Below are 20,112 nucleotides of genomic sequence, written 5' to 3' on the forward strand. Positions count from 1 at the left end.
CTCCGGGGGTTCCTCTCGACAGAGGGGCGCCACGCGCGGGATAGGCGAACGGGAAACAACGCAGGTCGGGAACACCGGCTCCGCGAGGATATAGCTATGTGATCAATAAGGGAGATAGCGAGAAAGGAAGAAAGATGACTACTATCTTCAAGAAAGCGCTGGTGCTGTTCGCGCTGGTAGCCGTGGCGCTCGTGGGCGCTGTGGCGGTAGCCCCGGCGGAGGCTCAGGCCGCGACGGGCTCGTTCACGATCCAGAGCAAGAATGCCGAGTTCGCGGGCAAGACAGTGACGGCGTACCAGATGTTCACGGTCGAGAACCCAGTCGTTGAGAACGGCAAGGTCACGAGTGCGACCTACACGCTGAACACCGTGTGGGAGGGTTTCTTCCAGGTTAAGCTCAGCACCTCTGATACGGGCGCTGCGCTGTCTGAAAAGGCGTACAGCTATGTAAAGGACCTTGTCGATGGCAACAAGGGCGCCACGCTCGTGACGTTCGCCAAGGAAGCGGCTGATTACGCGAAGACCTCCAGCGGCATCACGGCTGCCGGTACCGCCAATGCCTCGACGACGGCTGACAACGGCTACTATAAGGCCACCTTCACCGGCCTTGAGTACGGCTACTACATCTTCGCCCCGCAGGGCGGCTCCACGTCCGCTATGCGCGGCAACGACGCCATGCTCTACAACGTGGTCTCGGCTACGTCCGACCCGGTCGAGCTCAAGAGCGTGTACCCCGGTGTTACCAAGACCGTTGAGAACGGCGACAAGAACGACAACCACTCGAGCGCCCAGGTGGGCGACAAGGTGAGCTTCACCCTCAGGTCCGCGGTGCCCGATACCTCCGAGTACAACACCTACACGTTCGTCATCCACGATACCCTGTCCACCGGCCTCACCTTCAATAACGACGTTAAGGTGACTGTTGGCGGCAAGGATTACACCATCTTCGTGAAGAAGTACGATGAGGCAACGCGCTCTCTCTCGCTTGATTTCTCGAACGACATCAAGAACCTCACCGCCGGCGATGCCATCGTCGTGACCTACTCCGCCACCCTCAACGAGAACGCGGTCGTGGGCAAGGACAACCTCAACACCGCCCACGTCGAGTACAGCAACAATCCCGGTGGCACTGGCACCGGTACCTCCGAGCCGAGCAAGACCCACACTTATGACTTCGGCTTCGACCTCAAGAAGATCGGCGACAACGACGCCGTCCTCTCCGGCGCCGAGTTCCAGCTTCTTGGCACCGACGGCACCGCCATCACCCTCATCTCCGACGGCAACGACGGCTACCGCCCGATCAAGACCGGCGAAACCGGTGGCAACACGAACGTGACCACCCCCGAGAACGGCATCATCAAGTTCACCGGCCTGAAGGAGGGCGTCTACAAGCTCTCTGAGGTGAAGGCCCCGAGTGGCTACAACAAGCTCGCCGCCCCGGTCAAGGTCACCATCGCCGCGACCTACAACGCCGACGGCACGCTCATCAACCACACCGTGACGGCCGACGGCGCGACGGGCACGACCGTCACCGTCAAGAACAACAAAGGCACCCTCCTGCCCTCCACTGGCGGCATGGGCACCGTGATCTTCACCGTCGCGGGTGCTGCGATCGTCATCGCCGGCGTGGCGTGGACCATCGCCCGTCGTCGCGCGCAGAACTAGCGCACGCTATCTGAGCTGGGCTGACACACTTTGAAGCGCCTGCGCGACATATTTCCGCTGCTTGTGGTTCTGGTGGGGCTCGCCATCATGGCGTACCCCACCATCTCGAACTTCCTCGTCGAGCGCAACGCGTCGCGCGTAGTCTCCGCTTACCAGGAGGCCGTCGACGCGCTGTCCGACGAGGACGCCCAGGCGATGCTCGATGCCGCGTGGGCCTACAACGCCCGGCTCGCGGGGCTTGCCGGCATCTCCGCTGCCGATGGTGGCGCGGATGCCGGCACCGTCTCGTCCACGCAGCTGCGCGAGCAATACAACCAGCTGCTCAACCTCAACGGCGACGGCGTGATGGGCTACATTACCATCCCGCGTCTGGATGAGACGCTGCCCATCTACCACGGCACCGACGAGGCCACGCTCCAGGTGGGCGTGGGCCACATCGACACGTCGTCGCTGCCCGTGGGCGGGGCCAGCACGCACGCGGCGCTGTCCGGCCATCGCGGGCTGCCGTCCGCCAAGCTGTTCACGGACCTGGACCGGATGAAAAAGGGCGACATCTTCTTCGTCCGCGTGCTAAAGAGCACGTTCGCCTACCAGGTCGACCAGATCGAGACCGTCCTGCCCGACCAGACGGAATCGCTCAACATCACCGCCGGGGACGACTGCCTGACCCTCGTCACCTGTACACCGTACGGCATAAATTCTCATCGTCTGCTGGTGAGAGGGCATGCCATACCGTATACGGCTGACATGGATTCGCAGGTGGGCGTGTCCGGCAATCCAATCAACATTCCCTTGCCGTACCTTGCGCTGATGATCGCGTTGGCGGTGCTTGCTGTACTGCTCGCGTCGTTGCTAATCGGGCGTGCGATCGGGGCGCGGCGCGACGCCGCCCATGCAGCGGCGGGTTCGCGCGTGGCCGGTGCACGGCAGGCGGGGAGCTCGTGCGACGCGGCTGGTACAGGGGAGACGCGCATGGTGGCACTGCCTGGCGACTCGGGCCGCGGGCACGGCGCTGGCTCGGCCGGGACGCACGATTCGACAAGGAAGGGCGGTTATGATGGCAAGCATATGCGATAACGATACGTGGGCTTCGCGCCGTTTTGGTGGCGGCGCCTTTGCGGTCACCTGGTTTCGAGCGGTTCGGCGCACGTGCCTCGCCTTGGTGCTCGCCGTTTTCGCGTGTGCCGGGATGCTTACCGCCGCCGTGGTCGCGCCTCAGGTGGCGGCTGCCGCTCCGAGGGGGTCTGTTTCCCTGTCCGTTGTCGCTGAGGACGCCCGCGGCTCTCATCGGCTCGTGGGGGATACGTTCACCCTGGTACGGGTCGCAACGGCGCAGGTATACGACGGCGGCAACGGGCAGTCTGCGGGCGTGGCGTACACCATGGCAGCGGGTTTCGCGCGTTACGACCGCGATTGGGCGTCGCTGGCCGCGTCTGACGTCGCTGCCGCGGCGCGTGAACTGGCGCAGGCCGCGCGCGATGCGGGGTCGCTTGATGCCGGCGTGTCGCAGAGGGTGTCGGAGGGTGCGCGAAGGCTGACGTTTTCCGGTCTCGATAGCGGCCTGTACCTAGTGGTACGAACCGGTGTGGCCGATGCCAACAAGGGCCTGACCTGCGATCCCGTACTGGTCTCCGTGCCGCAGTTAGAGGACGGCGCGTTTGCCTATGACGTGGACGTCGATCCTAAGTTCGAGTGGGCGGATGTCGACCATCCCGGTGGCAACGGTGGTGGCGCTGAGCCCGATCGCGGCACGCCTGGCTGGTTGCCCACGACCGGCGACTACGTTATCGGCGTGGTGTGCCTGCTGGTGGCAGGCGGTTCCATCGCCGTCCTCATCGGCCGCCGCCTGCGCGAAAAGCGCGCCTGAGTGGGGCAAAGGCGCCCCGTCCCATCCACAACAAAAGCCCGCCAGCAGCTTGTGATGAACTGCCGGCGGGCTTTCTTGTGCGGTGGGAATGCGCAGCGTTATACGCGCGTCGCATCCTTGGGGCTCATGGTCATGCTCTGGAAGCGGTTTTCCATGTACTCGTTATCGAAGTGCTCTCCGTAGAACTGTGCGACGGGAATGTCCGGCTCCGTGCCGTTAACGCGCTGGTACCAGTAGTCGAGCGACTGCAGCGTCATGACGCCGTCGACCAGCATGATAACGGTAAAGATGACGGTGGCCGAGTAGCGGCTCTTCCAGGGGATCTTGTTGATAAGCTTAAGCAGCCTCGGCAGCAGCAGCTTGATCCAGATGAGGCCGCCCAGGCCCCACAGGCAGGCGAAGCCCGTGCAGGTGCGTCCGCCCGTGAGGACCACGAGCGGATCGGGCAAACCGAACAGCGTTATGTGCGAGTAGCTCCACGAGACCACGCCAAACGCGGTCTGCATAAACCAGCCCACGAACACCTCAAAGCTGGCGCCGAGCAGGGCGCTCACCAGGAAAATGATGATGGGGTTCTTTTTGTAGAAGCGGTTAAGCACCATGGTCATGAGCACGGCGCCAAATCCGTAGATGGGACTGAAGGGACCAAACAGCATGCCGGCGCGGTTCTGGTAGACGCCCGGGTCGTCGACCGTCATGTGCCAGATGTCCTCGGCGATCAGGCCGAGCACGCAGCAGACAAAGAACACCCAGAACAGGTTGAAGTAGTTGAGCTTGATGTAGCCTTCGCCGGTTTCATCGCGCCCGAGCATGCCCTCGGCGGCGGCGTCGCGGTCGAGCATCTCCTGCAGGCGGCGCTGCAGTTCGCGCTCCTGACGAAGCGTGGGGTCGACGGTTGCCGAAAGTGCAACGAGGATGCCGAGCTGGATCGCGGGACGCAGCAGGAAGGGCCCGATGCCCTGGAGCATCACGTCGACCAAAAGCTCGACGACGGTGAATGCAATAAGGATGTAGGACAGGCGGGCGGCGTTGCGGCGCTGGTTCTTGATAAGGTCCAGGCCAAAGATGATTAGGATGACGGCACTTGCCGCAGAGAGCATGATGCCGGCGACGATAAGGCCGACTGCGACGAGCGTGTTGTCGCCGAGCTTTTCGGTGGCGTTGCCGTTAACAAGTGCCGTGATGACCTGCCACATAAAGGCAGCGACCGACGGGAGCGTGCCCACGCCGGAAAGGATGCACAGGACAGCGTACACCTTAATGATGAGGGGGATCTTCTTGACCTCCGTGGCGCTGGGGACGCTGGGGTCGAGTTCGTTTCGATCCATACAGAACCTTTCTCGCTTTGTTGTAGGTTATAAGGATACGCCGCCGACCTGCCAAAAGACAGGACGAACGTCCCAATTGCAACAATGTAAGCCCTAACGGCGGGCGAGACGCGCCGCAACGGAAGCATGCGGGATCGTCGGTCCCGAGGCGATTGCCCAATAAAATGTTTGGCTGCAAAACGGATTATAAGCTCGGTGGGCTTTTAAAAAGCGCTGCTCATGCGCTGAGGAGCACGTCGCGCCGTGCGTATAATAAGGCGGGTAACGCCAAAAAAACGAGGCTCTGAGGGGATACCATGTCTCAAGAAACCATCCGCGCGGCCGAGCGTGCCGCGGGACAGGTGAACACCATGTCGACGTATGATCCGGACTCCGACCAGCTGCATGAGGAATGTGGCATTTTCGGCGTATGGGCGCCCGATCGCGACGTGGCTCGACTGACGTACTTTGGCCTGCGTGCACTGCAGCACCGTGGCCAGGAATCGGCGGGAATCGCCGTGGGTGACGGCGGCACGGTTATGGTCCGCAAGGATCTGGGCCTGCTCGACCGCGTGTTCTCCAATGCCGACCTGTCGACGCTCTCCGGCCAGCTGGCCGTGGGTCATGTGCGCTACGGCACCGCCGGCGCCAAGAGCTGGGAAGCCTCTCAGCCGCACCTCTCTACCATCAACAGCGTCATTATCGCGCTCGCGCACAACGGCACCCTCGTCAACACCGACGAGCTGCGCCGCCAGCTGATCGAGCTGGGCGTGCCATTCCTCTCCAATTCGGATTCCGAGGTCGCGACCAAACTCATCGGCTACTTTACCCAGCGTACGGGCCATCTGCGCGAGGGCATTCGCAAGACCATGGAGCTCGTGCGCGGCGGCTACGCCATGACGCTCATCAACGAGCAGGCGCTCTATGCATTCCGCGATCCGCACGGCATTCGCCCGCTCGTGCTGGGCAAGCTGGTGGACGAGGGTCTGGATCAGGCCGACGCCGCAGCCGTTTCGCAGCTGCCGTCGCAGGACGGCGCCGCGACGGTCGACTCCGCCGTTCGTGTCACGCGCGCCGGCGGCTGGGTCGTTGCTTCCGAGACCTGCGCACTCGACATCGTGGGTGCCGAGTACGTCCGTGACGTCCGTCCCGGCGAGATCTTGCGCATCAGCGCCGAGGGCCTGGTATCCGAGCAGGGCGTGCCTGCAGCCGAAGAGCCCGCAAACTGCATCTTTGAGCAGGTCTACTTTGCCCGCCCCGACTCCATCATGAACGGCAAGAGCGTCTATGCCTGCCGTTACGACATGGGTCGCCAGCTGGCACATGAGGAGCCCGTCGAGGCCGACCTGGTCATCGGCGTGCCCGACTCCGGCCTGCCGCCCGCGGAGGGGTATTCGCACGAGAGCGGTATTCCCTTTGGCGAGGGCCTTATCAAGAACCGCTACGTGGGCCGTACGTTTATCGAGCCTACGCAGGAGTTGCGCGCCATGGGCGTGCGTATGAAACTCAACCCGCTGCGCGACAACATCGAGGGCAAGCGCCTGGTCGTCATCGACGACTCCATCGTGCGAGGCACCACCATGGTGCAGCTTGTCAAGATGCTGCGCAACGCCGGCGCCAAGGAGATTCACATCCGCATCAACTCGCCAGAGGTCATTTGGCCGTGCTTCTACGGTATCGATACCGACGTGCAGTCGCAGCTCATCAGCGCCAACAAGACGGTCGACGAGATTTGCGAGTATATCGGCGCCGATTCGTTGGCCTTCCTTTCGGTCGAGGGCCTGCTGAAGGTCATGCCCAAGGGCGGTTACTGCGATGCGTGCTTTACCGGCCGCTACCCCGTGGCGATTCCCGAGAGCTTTGGCCGCGACAAGTTTATGGAGGGCTTTAAGCCCCGCAACCTGGACAAGCCGCTGTACTTTGACGACGACGCCGTGGTCGAGAAATACGACGACCGCAGCTGGGAAGAGGAGCACGGCGAGGCCTAAAACCTGCCATATGGGGACAGGTATATTTTGGTAGGTTTTACCTGCTGTTTTGTTGATATGACGGCGGGTGCTGTTATGGCACACGCCGAAATGAACGCAATTATGAGCACCGTTTGGCGCCCGCGCGGCGCGACGGTAGTGGGAGAGGAAGGCTCAGATGAGCGACAGCAAGCATGTGACGTACGAGGACGCCGGCGTCGATACCGCCGAGGGCGGTCGCGCCGTCGACGCGATTAAGCAGATGGTCAAGGACACCAATCGTCCCGAAGTTATCGGCGGCATCGGCGGCTTCGGTGGCCTGTTCTCGGCCGCCGCGCTTAAGGATATGGAAGACCCGATCCTGATCAGCGGTACCGACGGCGTGGGCACCAAGCTCGTGCTCGCCCAGATCATGGACCGTCACGAGACGGTGGGCCAGGATCTGGTCGCTATGTGCGTCAACGACATTTTGGCTTCGGGCGCGGAGCCGCTGTTCTTCCTGGACTACGTCGCCATCGGTCACATCGAGGCCGAGCACATGGCAAAGATCATCAAGGGTGTGGCCGACGGCTGCAAGCTCGCGGGCTGCGCGCTCGTGGGCGGCGAGATGGCCGAGCACCCGGGCGTTATGGCTCCGGCCGACTACGACCTCGCCGGCTTTACCGTGGGCGTCGTCGATCGTCCCAAGATGCTCGACCCCGCGAACGTTCGCCCGGGCGATGTGATCCTGGGCCTGCCTTCCACCGGCGTGCACTCCAACGGCTACTCGCTCGTGCGCAAGGTTATTGGCGTCGACGGCATTAAGCCGGGCACGCCCGAGGCCGCCGCTAAGGCCGAGGAGCTGAGCCGTCCGCTCGAGGAGCTCGGCGGTGCTTCGCTGGCCGACGCTCTGCTGGCTCCCACGCGCATCTACGTCAAGCCGGTTCTTGAGCTGCTCCGCGGCGGCGCTCCGGTGCATGCCATCGCCCACATCACTGGCGGCGGTATTACCGAGAACCTCAACCGCGCGCTCGCCGACGACGTCGACGCCGTGGTCACCCGCAACGGCGCCGAGATGGGTTGGGACGTTCCGCCCGTCATCACCTACGTGTCGCGCCAGGCCGAGCTTGCGCCTAACGAGGCATGCAAGACCTTCAACATGGGCATTGGCCTGTGCCTGATCGTCGCCCCCGAGGACGAGGCTGCCGTGACCGAGGCCCTGGTCGCGCTGGGCGAGAAACCGTTCCGCGTGGGCGAGTGCGTCGAGGGTTCCGGTAAGGTCGTGTACTCCGATGAGCGCTAACGATCAGATGGCTGCTAGTGAGGGCCTGGGCTTTGTGCCCTACACCCGTCCGACCGGCACCGATACGGCCGAGCCGCTCAAGATCGGTGTGCTCATCAGCGGTTCGGGTACCAACCTGCAGGCGCTGATCGATCTGATCGCCGCCGGCAAGCTCAACGCTTCGATTGAGCTTGTGGTGTCGAGCCGTCCTTCGGCCAAGGGCCTGCAGCGCGCTGAGCGCGCGGGCGTCCAGACGCTCACGCTGTCCAAGGATGTCTACGCCGATCCTATTGCCGCCGATGAGATCATCGCGCACGAGCTTCTCGAGCGCGGCTGCGAGTATGTGGTCATGGCCGGCTACATGCGCATGGTGCACACGCCTCTGTTGGCGGCGTTTCCCAACCGCGTGGTCAACTTGCATCCGGCGCTGCTGCCGAGTTTTACCGGTGCGCATGCGATTGACGATGCCTTTGCGCGCGGCGTCAAGGTAACTGGCGTGACCGTGCATTTTGCCAACGAGGTCTACGACAACGGTCCCATCATCGCCCAGCGTGCGCTGGCTGTCGAGGAGGGCTGGGATGTCGACACGCTCGAGGAGCACATCCACGCGATTGAGCACGTGCTGTATCCCGAGGTCGTGCAAATGCTCGCCGACGGCCGCGTCCACGTGGTGGAGAGCGGCAAGGTCGCAATTGATCCGGCACGCTAGTCGTGTGTAAGAGGGCTCATTGAGCGTTCTTTGGGACGTAAGCGATCTAGAAAATCTGATAGGGCCCTGTCCGTGCGCGGGCGGGGCCCTTTTGTGTGGTCTACTCTGTTTGCTATACTGCTAGCAAGTAGAGAGGGGCCGCTATGGGTACAGCAACGGTGCAGCTCAACACACGAATCGACCCTATGCTCAAGGCCGGTGGCGATGCGGTCCTGACTCGTAATGGGCTGGGGCCGAGTGACGCCATTCGTGCGCTTTGGACCTATCTTGCCGAGCATCAAACGTTGCCGGGATTTATGGTGACGGATAAGTGCGAGACGCCCCGTGCGAAGAGTCTTGCCGAACAGGGGTGTGGTCTGGCTTTTTCCTCATTGGGGTTGAGCTTCTCAGATTTTGCGCCAGGCGAATCATCGGCGGACAACTGGGATGCCGTACGCGATGATATGTATGACGCGATGATTGCCGACATAGAGGCGAATTGCCGATGATTGAGGCAAAGCGGCTCTTGGTGGACACGAATGTTTGGCTTGATTACTACCTGCAAGAGGGCGCATTCGACAACGTGAGAAGATTGGTTGAACTGGCCGAAGCGGGAAAGATCGACCTTCTGTACGCGCCAACGACGGCAAAGGACGTGTTCTATATCTTGCCTCGGCGTCTAGCTCGACGGAATGTGAATGGGATTAACGCTTCGTTCGGTCCGGCTGCATGGGCATGCGTCGAGCATATGATGCAGGTGGCAACGGCTTCCCCGCTTTCGATGGCGGAGTGCGAGATGGCGCGCATGCTTGGCAAGCGCATGCCGGACCTCGAGGACAATCTCATTATTGCCTCGGGCGATACGGCGGATGTTGACTACGTAGTCACGAGCGACCGACGCATGTTGGAGACGATGCCCGAGGTATGCTTGACGCCCGCGCGCGCACTCGAGCTCATCGGGATCCTCGGCTAACCTTGCATACCCCGTTTCGCTATCATATTGAGCATTGTGGCCCTCATGCAACTTTGGAGGACGGTATGGCGGATAACGAAGCACTGTTTACGCCTGAGCTGGTGTTTTTTGATTGGGAGTGCGCGACGCCCGCCGAGGTGTTTGCGCGACTCGAAGGCGAACTTGCCCCACGCGGCTACATCTGCACCGGTTGGCTCGACGCCGTCCGCACGCGCGAGGATGCCTATCCCACGGGCCTTGCCATGCCGGCGGCCAACATCGCCATCCCACACACCGACCCGGGGTTTGTGGCCAAGCCCTATATCGCGGTGGTAAAGCCCGCCACGTCCGTGACATTTAACGCTATGGCTGGCATGGGTGCTCCGGTGCCGGCGCAGATCGTCATCAATCTGGGCATCGCCGAGCCGGGCGGCCAGGTCGAGGCCCTGCAAGCGCTCATGAATATCTTTATGGACGCGGACGTCGCAGCCGATGTGCTCGGCCAGACCACGCCCCAAGGCATGGTCGACGCCATCCGCCGCCACTTTTAAAGCCGGCACTTGGGGACTGTCCCTAACTGCCGGCAGAAAAGGAACGTCCCCAAGTGCCAGGGTTGCCCCTTTGTCGCGGGGGCTGCGTTGTGACACAATGGCGTTTGTTCGATTCGTTATGCGAAAGGCCAACTATGGCAAATAAGAAAAAGAACCCCGCACCCGAGCCGACGCCCGAGCAGCAGGCTCGCGCCGCCTCCAGCTCTCGCAAGAAGCAGCGCAAGACCCGCGTGTCCAAGACCGTCAAGATCGTCCTGGTGGTTATTGGCGTGCTAGCAATGCTGCTTTCTGTCTCGGCCATGGCGTGCTCTGGCCTTATGTCGCAGGCCGAGGACACCTCGGGCTACAAGCTGACCGGCGGTGTTGCTGCTACTATCAACGGCACCAACCTCACCGAGGACACCGTGACCAAGCAGATCATGAGCATGCGCACGTCCTACGGCTACACCAAGGACAAGGACTGGGCGCAGTATCTGGTCGACAACGACCTCACGCCCAAGAAGTATCGCAAGCAACTCATCGACTCCTACACGCAGCAGATTCTGCTTCAACAGGCACAGAAAGAGAACGGCGTGACGGTGTCGGACGAGGAGGTCGAGAAGGCTTGGAAGGACGCGTGCAAGAGCGCGGGCGGTGCCAAGGCCTTTAAGAAGACCCTTAAGACTTACGGCTACACCGAGGACACCTATAAGAGCTCGCTCAAGGAGAGCCTGGCGCAGCAAAAGCTTAAGGATGCTGTGGCGCCCACCAGCAAGCCCAAGGACAGCGAGATTGTCGATTACATCAACGAGAACCTGTCCAACTACAACGATGCCCGTCGCTCGTCGAACATCCTGATCAAGGTTGATTCCGACGCTTCCGACGAGGACAAGGCTGCCGCCAAGGCCAAGGCGCAGGAGTGCCTGGACAAGATCAACTCCGGTGAGCTGAGCTTTGAGGACGCCGTTGAACAGTACTCCGAGGACACCGGTTCCAAGGAGAAGAAGGGCGATGTGGGCTGGGATAAGCTCACCACCTTTGTCGACAGCTACCAGACGGCGCTCGAGGGGCTCAACAAGGGCGATGTGAGCGAAGTCGTCGAGTCGACGTATGGTTACCACATCGTCAAGTGCACCGACTACTTCCATGTCGATAATCAGGTTGATGACATCAACCAGGTGCCCAAGGCCATCAAAAAGTACGTCTCCAATGTGGTGAAGACGCAAGCGGCCAGCACTGCGTACAGCGAGTGGCTGGAGCAGTACAAGAAGGATGCCGACATCACCGTCAACCCCATGCCCAAGGACGTACCCTATAACGTGAGTCTGAAGGGCGTCACCAAGAGCTCGACCGACGATTCGTCGACGACTGAGTAATCATGGGGCGGTGCTCGCGCGAGTACCGCCCACGCTATTAGAGAGGATTAGCAGATGACCAACGAAGAGCTGCAGAAAGAAATGATCGCGGCCATGAAGGCCAAGGACAAGGTTCGCCTGTCCATCATTCGCCAGGTTAAGGCCGAGGTGAAGAATATCGAGGTCAACGAGCGCCGCGATGTGACCGAGGAAGACGTCAACAGCATGATCAAGCGTCTGATCAAGCAGACGAGCGAGACGCTGGAGATGTCCATCAAGGCCGGCACCGACCAAGAGCGTACCGACAACCTGACCGAGCAGGTCAAGATTCTGGAGAGCCTGCTGCCCGCGCAGGTTTCGGGCGAGGAGCTCGAGGCTCTGATCGAGCAGGTCATCGCCGAGCTGGGCGCCACGTCCAAGAAGCAGATGGGCCAGGTCATGGGCGCTCTGGGTAAGGCCACTGGCGGCAACTTCGACAAGCCTGCCGCGGCCAAGATCGTTGGCGCGAAATTGGCGTAAGTGCCGGCCGACACATAGTTGATGTTGAGGGGGGCGTGACCATTGCGGTCGCGCCCCTTTTTTGATGGCAGCTGAAGGGCACTCATTGGGGACAGACTTAAATGAGTACCCAATGAGTAGGTGATCATTTAAGGGTACTCATTTAAGGGTACTCATTTAAGTCTGTCCCCAATGAGTGCCCGAGTGCCCAATGAGTGGGCGGAAGATTGCGGGTTCCCAATGAGTGCCCGAGTGCCCAATGAGTGGGTGGAAGGTTGCGGGTTCTTTACGGGGATGCAGCGTTGGCTGCGGAAACGTGGTTCTTTCCGTACAATAGTGCAATTCGTATTAACGCAGGGAAGGGACATTCATGGCAGACATGATCGAGATCAAGCATCTCAACAAGTACTTTGGCGACCTGCATGTGCTCAAAGATATCAACCTCACCGTCAAGCGCGGCGAGAAGCTCGTAATGATCGGGCCTTCCGGCTCGGGCAAGTCGACGCTCATCCGCTGTGTCGATTATCTGGAGGAGCCCACGTCGGGCGAGGTCATCATCGACGGCACACCGCTCACCAAAAAGAATCACCTGGAGATGGCTCGCAAGTATAGCTCCATGGTGTTTCAGCAGTTCAACCTGTACCCCAACATGACGGTGCTCGGCAACCTGACGCTCGCGCCCATCAAGCTGCAAAAGAGGAGCAAGGAGGAGGCGACCGAGATCGCCGTCGCCGCGCTCAGGCGCGTCGGTATGGCACATAAGGCTGGCGAGTATCCGCAGAACCTCTCGGGCGGTCAGCAGCAGCGTATCGCCATCGCCCGCGCCCTGTGCACCAAGCAACCCATCATCCTGTTTGACGAGCCTACCTCGGCACTCGACCCCGAGATGGTCCAGGAGGTTCTGGACGTTATGATTGAGCTCGCGCAGGAGGACATCACCATGATCTGCGTGACGCACGAGATGGGCTTTGCGCGCCAGGTGGCCGACCGCGTCATCTTTATGGAGGACGGCCGCATCCTTGAGGAGGGCACGCCCGAGCACTTCTTCGATAACCCCGAGAACCCGCGCTGCCGCGAGTTCCTGTCCAAGATTCTGCACTAGGCGCGGTGATGGACATGACGGATATGACGAGGGCGGCTGTATCGCGCCGTCACTTTTTGCAGCTGGCTGGCGCCGGCATGCTTGCGCTGACGGGGACCGCGCTCACCGGTTGCGGCAACTCCACCAGCGGCGAGGGTTCCGACAAGGGATCCAAGCTTGCGGCCATCAAGTCGCGCGGCCATCTGAATGCCGGCGTTAAGAAAGACGTTCCCGGCTACGGCTATTACGACACCGCCAAGGGTCGCTTTGAGGGCATGGAAGTCGATTTGTGCTACCAGATCGCCGCTGCCGTCTTTGGCGTGAGCTACAAAGAGGCCCGCGCCCAGGAGCTTGTCGAGTTTACCGACGTAACGCCCAAGACGCGCGGCCCGCTGATCGATAACGGCCAACTCGACGTGGTCGCGGCGACCTACACCATCACCGACGAGCGCAAGAAGAGCTGGGATTTCTCGACGCCGTACCGCACCGACTACGTTGGACTCATGGTCAAGAAGCGTTCGGGCTTTACCTCGATTGAGGACCTGGACGGCAAGGTCATCGGCGTGAGCCAGGGTGCCACCACGCAGGGCCTGATCGAGCAGATGATCAAGGACAACGGCTTTAGCTGCAAGCCCGAGTTTAGGGCCTTTAGCGGCTACCCCATCATCAAGAGCTCGCTCGACGCCGGCAATATCGACGTCTTTGCCATGGACCGCTCCACGCTGGCCGGTTACATGAACGAGACCGTTGAGCTGCTGCAGCCCGAGGTCAAGTTTGGCGAGCAGGGCTACGGCGTGGCGACCAAGAAGGGCTGCGACCTTTCGGCCGTGGTCGATCAGGTGATTTGCGATCGTCTGGCCGACGGCTGGCTCGACCAAGAGGTCAAGACCTGGGGTCTTGTATAGGCGCATCGTCCAAGGAAGGAATCAAATGCTCGAAGGATTATTTGACGCCGACCGTTGGTCGACGACATTTCAAAACATGGGGCCCTTCTGGGAGGGCTTTGGCGTGACGCTACAGGTGGTCGTTGCCGGTCTGCTGCTGTCGCTGGTGCTGGGCACGCTGCTGGGTGTGTTCTCTACCACCCGTTCGCGCGTGCTGCGCGCCATAAGCCGCGTGTACGTGGAGTTTTACCAGAACACCCCGTTGCCCGTGCAGGTGCTCTTTATGTACATGGCTGGTCCGCAGTTTCTGCAGGCCATAACCGGTGCCGACCAGCCGGTGCGCATCGCGCCGTTCGTGCTGGGCTTCTTGGGCGTGGGTCTGTATCACGCGGCCTACATTTCGGAGGTCATCCGCACTGGTATCGAGGCGGTTCCGCGCGGTCAGATGGAGGCGGCCCAGAGCCAGGGCTTCACCCGTGCGCAGGCGTACTGGTACATCGTGCTGCCCCAGACATTCAAGATCATTCTGCCGCCGCTGTGTAACCAGGCGCTCAACCTGGTCAAAAATACGTCGGTGCTGGCGCTTGTGGCCGGCGGCGACCTTATGTACCGTTCCGACAACTTTGTGAGTCTGTACGGTTACCTGCAGGGGTACATCGTCTGCTGCCTTATGTACTTCATTATCTGCTTTCCGCTCGCCATGCTGGTGCAGTGGCTCGAGCGCCGCTCCAAGGAGCGTCCGCGCGGTGTGAGCCTGGCCGAGCTGGGGCTCGACAACGTAGAGGAGGCCTAGCGCATGGAAATCTTCAACGCGACCAACCTGCTCTACATTTGGGGCGGCTTTGTTAAGACCATAGAGATCTCGGCGCTGTCGATCTTTTTCTCGCTCATCTTTGGCACGGTGCTGGCGCTCGTTAAAAGCTATGCGCCCCGCCCATTCCGTATTCTGGTGAGCGCCTATATCGAGCTGTTCCGCTGCACGCCGAACCTGCTGTGGATCCTGTTTATCTACTTTACGGTGCAGGGTTTGGACATTGTGATTTCGACCATCGCCTTTACGCTGTTTACCAGCGCCGTTATGGCCGAGATTGTGCGCGGCGGTCTCAACTCGATTCCGCGCGGCCAGTTTGAGGCAGCGCAGAGCCAGGGCTTTGGCTTCTTTGCCACCATGCGCTACATCATTCTGCCGCAGACGTTTAAGACGATCATTCCGGCGCTGTTTAGCCAGTGCACGACCGTCATCAAGGACAGCTCGTATCTTTCGGGGATTAACGTGGCCGAGCTCATGTACACGGCAAACGTCGTGATGGCCCATGCGATCGACCTGTCGCAGGTGCTTATGCTCTACGGCCTGGTGTTTGCGATGTACTTTGTGCTCAACTTTGGTATCTCGCTGCTGGTGAGGGCATATCAACGCCGCATCGTGGCCGCATAGTCCTGCTTCCCCAAGCACGGCACCTTGCCCCTCAATCGTCGCTTGCGTACATTTAGTACGCGGCGCTCCTCTTTCGGGGCAATCTGCCGCACTTGGGAAACCAGGACGGTCGTAAGTGACAAAATGGGAATCAGGAATTGCCTTTTCTCATTTGTTAGAAAGGAATCGCGATGAGCGATCTGGAGAATAAGAAGAATCCTGTGGTCATTACCATCGCGCGCGACTTTGGTGCCGAGGGCCACGAGATCGGACGCATCCTCGCCAACGAGTTGGGGATTCCTCTGTACGACAACGAGCTACTGGTGCGCGCGTCGCTGCGCGCGGGCGAGTCGCTCGACAAGATGGCCGCCTACGACGAGCGTCTGGCCGTGGAGAACATGGCGTTTCTGCCCGACCGCTACGATGCGCGTTCGTACTCGGACAAGTTGTTCCAAAAGATGAGCCAGGTGATTTTGGACCTGGGCGAGACCGAGAGCTGCATTATCGAAGGCCGTCTGTCCGATTACCTGCTGCGTAACAACCCCAACCATATTGCCGTGTTGGTGACCGCCCCCTTTGAGGACCGCGTCGAGATTGTCCGCAAGAAGCGTGGCCTTAACAAAAAGAAGGGCGCCAAGCTGGTCAAGCAGCAGCAGAAGGCACGCGAGGCGTTCTATAAGCGCTATAGCGCCGGAAAGTGGAAGATGACGAGCGGTAAGGACATCGTCGTCAACCGCGCCAAGCTGGGCCGCGAGGGCTGCAAAGACGTTATCGCCGCTGCCTACCGCTACAAAGTAGCGCAGCTCGAAGACTAACCGACCAAACCACCACAAGGGGGACACAGGCACCTTTGTGGGGGTTTTGTTTTAGGCCGAGGGAAAGGCCTTGGCGGCAGTGCCTATCCTCGGCTTTTGCAAAATCTCGATCTGTAACACCAAGCCAGCGAAAATGGCTCTAACTGTTACAGATTTAGATGAACCGTTCGGCCGTCAGCCCAACGTCTTGATCTGTAACACCAGGCGGCATATTTGGTCTCTAACTGTTACAGATTGAGATGCGGCGTGGGCGGCCGGCACAATATCTCGATCTGTAACAACTGCAGGGCTCAACGGACTCCAGCTGTTACAGATTGAGACAAAACGACCGGGCAAGTCCCCAACCACCACAAAGGTGCCTGCCCCATCGTGGTGGTTGGGGCGGCCGGCATAGAAAAAAGTCCCCGCCGGGCGTGTGCTCGACGGGGACTTTGCCGTTTGATGGCTAGTGCTGCAGGTGATTACTCGCCCAGCAGGCTCTTGGTGATCGAAGCGGCGGCCTTCTTGCCGGCGCCCATCGCCAGAATGACCGTAGCGGCACCGGTGACGATGTCGCCGCCGGCCCAGATGCGGGGATCGGTGGTCTGGCCGGTCTCCTCGTCGGCGACGATGTAGCCCCACTTGTTGAGCTCCATCTTGCCGCCGATCTTGGCAGCGAAGGGGTTGGCGTTGGTGCCGATAGCCGAGATCGCGACGTCGCAGGGGATCTCCTCGATGGCGCCCTCGATGGGCACCGGGCGACGACGGCCGGACTCGTCGGGCTCGCCGAGCTCCATCTTCTGGACCTTGACGGCGCACACGGAGCCGTCCTCGCCAGCGACAAACTCGAGCGGGGAGACGAGCGGCAGGACCTCGACGCCCTCGGCCTTAGCATGGTGCAGCTCGGCGCGACGGCAGGGCATCTCGTCCTCGGTACGACGGTAGGCGATGATGGCGTGCTCGGCGCCCAGGCGCTTGGCGGTACGGACGGCGTCCATAGCCACGTTGCCGCCACCAAAGACGACGACGTTCTTGCCGTGCTTGGTGGGGGTGTCGTACTCGGGGAACTTGTTGGCCTTCATCAGGTTCACGCGGGTGAGGTACTCGTTCGCGAAGAAGACGTTGGGCAGGTTCTCGCCGGGGACGTTGAGGAACTTGGGCAGGCCAGCGCCGGTCGCCACATAGATGGCGTCGAAGCCCTGCTCGAACAGCTCCTCGGCCGTGGCCATGTTGCCCACGACGGAGTTGTACTCAAACTTGACGCCCATGTCCTCCAGGCCGTCAATCTCGCGCTTGACGACCGCCTTGGGCAGACGGAACTCGGGGATGCCGTAGACCAGCACGCCGCCGCCGGTAAAGAAGGCCTCAAAGACGGTGACGTCAAAGCCGTTGCGGGCGAGCTCGCCGGCGCAGGTGATGCCGGACGGGCCAGAGCCGACGACGGCGACCTTCTTGCCGTTCTTGGGAGCCATCTTGGGCGTGGAAGCGAGCTCGGGGCGGTCACCCAGGAAGCGCTCGAGCTGGCCGATGGCCACGGGCTCGGACTTCTTACCACGGATGCACTTGCCCTCGCACTGGTTCTCCTGCGGGCAGACGCGGCCGCAGATAGCGGGAAGCATGGAGTCCTCGCGGATGGTATCGAGGGCGCCGCCAAAGTCCTTCTCGCGGATCTGCTCGATAAAGCGGGGAATGTTGATGTTGACGGGGCAGCCCTCGACACAGAACGGCTTCTTGCAGTTGAGGCAGCGCTCGGCCTCGGCCAGCGCCATCTCCTCGGTGAAGCCCTTGTCGACGGGGCGGAAGTCGCAGGCGCGCTCGGCAGCCGGCTCCTCGTTATCGGGGGTGCGGGGCGACTTCATATCGGCAACGAAACGACCGTTAACTAGTGGCATGCGCAGCTCTTTTCCTCATAGGCCTTGAGGGACGCGCCCTCTTCGGAACGGTAAGCGGCTTGGCGGGCACGAAGGTCATCCCAGTCGACCAAGGTGGCATCGAAGTCGGGGCCGTCGACGCAAGCGAACTTGGTCACGCCGCCCACCTCGACGCGGCAGCAGCCGCACATACCGGTGCCGTCAACCATGATGGGGTTGAGCGACGCGGTGATGGGGGTGTCGTACTTCTGGGCGGTGAGGGTCGAGAACTTCATCATCGGAACGGGGCCGACGCAGAAGACCTGGCTCACGGCCTTGTCCTGCAGCAGGCGCTCCAGCGGAGCGGTGACAACGCCCTGCTCGCCGTAGGAGCCGTCGTCAGTGGTGATGTGGATGTGGTCCTCGTCGAGGAGCTCGCGGAACTGGTCCTCCATGAGCAGGAGGTCCTTGGTGCGGGCGCCCATGATGGCGTGCACCTCGTGGCCGGTCTCGACCAGGTGCTTGGCGACCGGGAAGGCAATTGCCAGGCCGACGCCGCCGCCAATGACGGCGCAGGGGCCCTCGGCCATCTCAGTGGGAACTCCCAGCGGGCCCACGACGTCGCGCAGCGACTCGCCGGCCTCGTAGGTGGAAAGCATCTCGGTGGTCTTGCCGATCACCATGAAGATGAACTCGACCCAGCCCTCGTCACCGTTCCAGCCGGCCAGGGTAAACGGGACGCGCTCGCCCGTCTCGTTGGCGCGGACCATGAGGAACTGTCCAGCGTGCGCATGCTTGGCGATTGCGGGCGCCTCGATGCGGAACTTGAACACCTTCTCCGAGAACTGCGTCTTCTCCAGGATCTTATACATAGAACCCCTCTCTTGTTAGGGCCGCCGAACCGTGCCTCCACGGAAATGGACGGTAGCCCGAGTAAAACCGTACGCGCACAGGCGTTGTGCAGACATACGGTGCAAATTATACCCTCATGGACATGTCACTTACGTGTGTCTTCGGCGGTTGGGAGCAGGGTTTATCCACTTTGGCCTACCAAAGGGGGAGAGGTTTATTTTGGTCGGTTTTATCAGGTAAAACGGCAAAGGGGGCCGGCCTCGGGTTGTGATGAGGCCGGCCCCCTTGGGGCGCTATGTGTGTATGGCAGTACGGGGTTTATTGCGATGCAGCCACCACGGCATTTCCGTAGATAAAACCTGCCAAAATTAACATCCCTAAATAGTAGGTTTTAGTGCTTGCCGTTGGCGGAAGCGGCGCCGTTTACGTGATCGCGGGCGTAGATTACGCCGTGGACGATGGCCAGACCGGCGGCATCTGCGGCGCGGGCGCAGGTGTTCTGGAAGTCCTCGGCCTCGCGGGCGCGCAGCTGCTTGAGCACGTAATCTGCCACGGCCATCTTGCCGGGAGGGTTGCCGATACCGGTGCGGATGCGACTAAAGTCGCGGCTGCCCATTTTGTCGATGATGGAGCGCAGGCCGTTGTGGCCGGCGTGGCCGCCACCCACCTTAACACGTACGTCGCCGGCGGGAATGTCGAGCTCGTCGTGAATCACGAGTAGCTCCTCGGCCTTGATCTTGTACTCGCGGCAGAGCTTGGAGATGGGGCCACCCGAGGTATTCATATACGACTGCGGCTTGACCAGCACGATCCGGCGCTTGCCGTTCTCTTCCTCGGCATCGTTGATATTAATGAGCGCGACCTCGGCGCCTGCCTGGTTTTTCCAGTACGTGACGCCGGCCTGACGGGCCAGCTCGTCGATCGCCTTAAAGCCGGCGTTGTGGCGGGTCTCGGCATATTCCTCGCCCGGGTTGCCAAGTCCGGCAACCATGCGAATCTTAAGCGGCTGTGCAGCTGCCATGTTCATCCTTTCGTTACACATAAAAGTTCAGTCAACGACAAAGGCTACCACGCCCGCCGAAGGCGAGGAAAGGTTGCAGCAAAGTCATTTCAGAAAACAGCTGCCCCGAGACAGCAGGAAGCCCCGG

The 20,112-nt window shown here is 61.2% G+C and carries 20 protein-coding genes; 16 read left to right on the forward strand and 4 right to left on the reverse strand.

Annotation, left to right across the window (positions count from 1 at the left end):
• The first annotated feature begins 134 nt into the window (after nt 1-134).
• The 3 genes from DW899_RS03800 to DW899_RS03810 are packed head-to-tail and all read left to right on the forward strand — an operon-like array spanning nt 135 to nt 3,531.
• Nucleotides 135-1,664 (forward strand): SpaH/EbpB family LPXTG-anchored major pilin, encoded by a 1,530-nt coding sequence (locus tag DW899_RS03800; protein WP_117800052.1) that lies wholly within the window; start codon nt 135-137, stop codon nt 1,662-1,664.
• Nucleotides 1,665-1,694: 30 nt separating this feature from the next.
• The gene (locus DW899_RS03805) at nt 1,695-2,741 is read left to right on the forward strand and encodes a class C sortase (RefSeq protein WP_147349721.1); all 1,047 of its coding nucleotides are present in this window, start codon (nt 1,695-1,697) and stop codon (nt 2,739-2,741) included.
• Complete coding sequence (locus DW899_RS03810; RefSeq protein WP_117800053.1) at nt 2,719-3,531, forward strand: hypothetical protein; 813 nt, start codon at nt 2,719-2,721, stop codon at nt 3,529-3,531. The genes DW899_RS03805 and DW899_RS03810 overlap by 23 nt, the downstream gene beginning before the upstream one ends.
• A 98-nt stretch (nt 3,532-3,629) precedes the next feature.
• On the opposite strand, the gene DW899_RS03815 is transcribed toward DW899_RS03810, so the two are convergent.
• Nucleotides 3,630-4,859 (reverse strand): putative ABC transporter permease, encoded by a 1,230-nt coding sequence (locus DW899_RS03815; RefSeq protein WP_117776583.1) that lies wholly within the window; start codon nt 4,857-4,859, stop codon nt 3,630-3,632.
• Between the two features lie 296 nt (nt 4,860-5,155).
• Here DW899_RS03815 and purF point away from each other — a divergent pair, with 296 nt between their 5' ends.
• From purF to DW899_RS03880, 13 genes are all read left to right on the forward strand, one after another.
• On the forward strand, nt 5,156-6,826 hold the full coding sequence (gene purF, locus DW899_RS03820; RefSeq protein ID WP_055251559.1) for an amidophosphoribosyltransferase: 1,671 nt from the start codon (nt 5,156-5,158) through the stop codon (nt 6,824-6,826).
• A 157-nt stretch (nt 6,827-6,983) separates the two neighbouring features.
• The gene (gene purM / locus DW899_RS03825) at nt 6,984-8,087 is read left to right on the forward strand and encodes a phosphoribosylformylglycinamidine cyclo-ligase (RefSeq protein WP_117800054.1); all 1,104 of its coding nucleotides are present in this window, start codon (nt 6,984-6,986) and stop codon (nt 8,085-8,087) included.
• The gene (gene purN, locus DW899_RS03830) at nt 8,077-8,775 is read left to right on the forward strand and encodes a phosphoribosylglycinamide formyltransferase (protein ID WP_117800055.1); all 699 of its coding nucleotides are present in this window, start codon (nt 8,077-8,079) and stop codon (nt 8,773-8,775) included. Before purM ends, purN begins: the two co-directional genes overlap by 11 nt.
• Before the next feature lie 143 nt (nt 8,776-8,918).
• Nucleotides 8,919-9,263 (forward strand): type II toxin-antitoxin system RelB/DinJ family antitoxin, encoded by a 345-nt coding sequence (locus tag DW899_RS03835; RefSeq protein WP_117584050.1) that lies wholly within the window; start codon nt 8,919-8,921, stop codon nt 9,261-9,263.
• Nucleotides 9,260-9,727, forward strand: coding sequence for a PIN domain-containing protein (locus tag DW899_RS03840; RefSeq protein WP_199408615.1), 468 nt, complete (start codon nt 9,260-9,262; stop codon nt 9,725-9,727). Before DW899_RS03835 ends, DW899_RS03840 begins: the two co-directional genes overlap by 4 nt.
• Nucleotides 9,728-9,792: 65 nt before the next feature.
• The gene (locus DW899_RS03845; RefSeq protein WP_117584052.1) at nt 9,793-10,257 is read left to right on the forward strand and encodes a PTS sugar transporter subunit IIA; all 465 of its coding nucleotides are present in this window, start codon (nt 9,793-9,795) and stop codon (nt 10,255-10,257) included.
• Nucleotides 10,258-10,391: 134 nt separating this feature from the next.
• Nucleotides 10,392-11,612, forward strand: coding sequence for a peptidylprolyl isomerase (locus DW899_RS03850; protein WP_117800056.1), 1,221 nt, complete (start codon nt 10,392-10,394; stop codon nt 11,610-11,612).
• A gap of 54 nt (nt 11,613-11,666) precedes the next feature.
• The gene (locus tag DW899_RS03855) at nt 11,667-12,110 is read left to right on the forward strand and encodes a GatB/YqeY domain-containing protein (protein ID WP_006235801.1); all 444 of its coding nucleotides are present in this window, start codon (nt 11,667-11,669) and stop codon (nt 12,108-12,110) included.
• A 349-nt stretch (nt 12,111-12,459) separates the two neighbouring features.
• Nucleotides 12,460-13,191 (forward strand): amino acid ABC transporter ATP-binding protein, encoded by a 732-nt coding sequence (locus DW899_RS03860; RefSeq protein WP_117800057.1) that lies wholly within the window; start codon nt 12,460-12,462, stop codon nt 13,189-13,191.
• An 8-nt stretch (nt 13,192-13,199) separates the two neighbouring features.
• Entirely contained in the window at nt 13,200-14,075 is an 876-nt protein-coding gene (locus DW899_RS03865; RefSeq protein WP_082435536.1) for a transporter substrate-binding domain-containing protein, read from the forward strand.
• 25 nt (nt 14,076-14,100) lie between these two features.
• Nucleotides 14,101-14,847 (forward strand): amino acid ABC transporter permease, encoded by a 747-nt coding sequence (locus DW899_RS03870; RefSeq protein ID WP_035136546.1) that lies wholly within the window; start codon nt 14,101-14,103, stop codon nt 14,845-14,847.
• A gap of 3 nt (nt 14,848-14,850) precedes the next feature.
• On the forward strand, nt 14,851-15,489 hold the full coding sequence (locus DW899_RS03875) for an amino acid ABC transporter permease (protein WP_055285379.1): 639 nt from the start codon (nt 14,851-14,853) through the stop codon (nt 15,487-15,489).
• Between the two features lie 170 nt (nt 15,490-15,659).
• Complete coding sequence (locus DW899_RS03880; protein WP_117800058.1) at nt 15,660-16,283, forward strand: AAA family ATPase; 624 nt, start codon at nt 15,660-15,662, stop codon at nt 16,281-16,283.
• A gap of 461 nt (nt 16,284-16,744) precedes the next feature.
• Here the strand turns inward: DW899_RS03880 and gltA are convergent, their stop codons facing one another.
• From gltA to pth, 3 genes are all read right to left on the reverse strand, one after another.
• On the reverse strand, nt 16,745-18,154 hold the full coding sequence (gene gltA, locus DW899_RS03885) for an NADPH-dependent glutamate synthase (protein WP_117647774.1): 1,410 nt from the start codon (nt 18,152-18,154) through the stop codon (nt 16,745-16,747).
• On the reverse strand, nt 18,145-18,984 hold the full coding sequence (locus tag DW899_RS03890; protein ID WP_117647773.1) for a sulfide/dihydroorotate dehydrogenase-like FAD/NAD-binding protein: 840 nt from the start codon (nt 18,982-18,984) through the stop codon (nt 18,145-18,147). Before DW899_RS03890 ends, gltA begins: the two co-directional genes overlap by 10 nt.
• 371 nt (nt 18,985-19,355) lie before the next feature.
• Complete coding sequence (pth, locus tag DW899_RS03895; RefSeq protein WP_199570257.1) at nt 19,356-19,985, reverse strand: aminoacyl-tRNA hydrolase; 630 nt, start codon at nt 19,983-19,985, stop codon at nt 19,356-19,358.
• Between the last annotated feature and the right edge of the window lie 127 nt (nt 19,986-20,112).

The organism is Collinsella sp. AM41-2BH (assembly GCF_003468085.1).
Lineage (GTDB): Bacteria > Actinomycetota > Coriobacteriia > Coriobacteriales > Coriobacteriaceae > Collinsella.